Origin of the sequence: Rhizobium sp. LjRoot30 (assembly GCF_964253915.1) — a bacterium.
In the GTDB taxonomy this organism is placed as follows: domain Bacteria; phylum Pseudomonadota; class Alphaproteobacteria; order Rhizobiales; family Rhizobiaceae; genus Metarhizobium.
The window spans coordinates 1-1,239 of record NZ_CAXUSG020000054.1; the positions used below are offsets into that span (position 1 = coordinate 1).

1 protein-coding gene and 1 pseudogene are annotated in these 1,239 nt (G+C 61.9%); both read left to right on the forward strand.

Annotated features, from left to right (window positions below; all coding sequences use genetic code 11):
* Nucleotides 1-363: pseudogene (locus tag ACSQ3I_RS28110) on the forward strand (IS21 family transposase); the annotation flags it as partial.
* Nucleotides 364-375: 12 nt separating this feature from the next.
* Nucleotides 376-1,113, forward strand: a complete 738-nt coding sequence (istB, locus tag ACSQ3I_RS28115; RefSeq protein ID WP_069456397.1) for an IS21-like element helper ATPase IstB — start codon at nucleotides 376-378, stop codon at nucleotides 1,111-1,113.
* The last annotated feature ends 126 nt before the right edge of the window (nucleotides 1,114-1,239 follow it).

Consider the following 1,239-nt stretch of genomic DNA (forward strand, 5'->3'; position numbering starts at 1 on the left):
ATCCCCGATCATATGCCCTCGGCGCATCGTCGTTTTGCCGACTGGACGATCGAACGCATTCGACGCGAAGCCTCCGCCATGGGGCCGGATGTCGACCTCTTGTGCGAGCGCATCCTTGCCGACCGGCCGCATCCCGAGCAGGGCTTTCGCGCCTGCCTCGGGATTGTCCGCCTCGGCAGGAGCTTTGGCCGCGACAGGGTCAATGCCGCTTGCGCCCGAGCGCTGGAGATCGGGGCCCGGACCTATGGTTCGGTGCGCTCCATCCTCGACAACCACCTCGACCGGACGGCGAGTTCGAATGGAGCCGCCTCGCACGAACCGATCCACCACGAGAACATCCGCGGACCTCGCTATTACCACTAAGGAGAACGAAGAATGCTTGCTCATCCAACACTTGATCGACTGAACGCCATGGGCCTGGCCGGCATGGCCAAAGCCTTCGGCGAACTCGTCGCCAACGGCGAGGCCGAACATCTCTCGCATGCCGAATGGCTCGGATTGCTGCTCGAGCGGGAATGGAGTTCCCGTTACGACCGCAAACTTGCGGCGCGTCTCAGGTTCGCCAAGCTTCGTCATCAGGCGACCCCGGAAGATGTCGATTATCGCGCCGAACGCGGCCTCGACCGTGCGCTCTTCATGAAGCTGCTCGGGGGCGACTGGATCGGTGCTCACGACAATCTGGCCATATGCGGCCCCTCAGGCGTCGGGAAGAGCTGGTTGGCATGTGCCCTTGGCCATAAGGCTTGCCGTGACGACCGTTCCGTTCTCTATCAGCGTGTCCCTCGGCTCTTTGCACAGCTCGCGCTCGCCCGCGGTGACGGCAGATACGCCAGGCTGCAACGCACCCTGGGCCATGTTCAGGTCCTGATTCTGGACGACTGGGGTCTCGAGCCGCTCAACGAACAGGCCCGTCACGATCTTTTGGAAATCCTTGAGGACCGCTACGGCCGCCGATCGACGATCATTACCAGCCAGCTCCCCGTATCCGCCTGGCACGGTGTCATCGGTGACCCCACCTATGCCGACGCCATCCTGGACCGTCTCGTCCACAATGCCCATCGCATCGAACTCAGCGGAGAAAGCCTACGACGAAATCTGCCGCGCAAAGCTTGACACATTACTCGAACGAACTGACAACAATTACTGCCTGCAGACCCCGATGAAACAGGGGGCGAGATCATCCCGGAATCCGGGGGCGCAATCATCTCGGAACAATGGGGCGGCTTCATCGGAATCAGC

Excerpts from the sequence above, each read along its gene's own strand:
- istB (WP_069456397.1), top strand. The coding sequence starts at position 376 with ATGCTTGCTCATCCAACACTTGATCGACTGAACGCCATGGGCCTGGCC.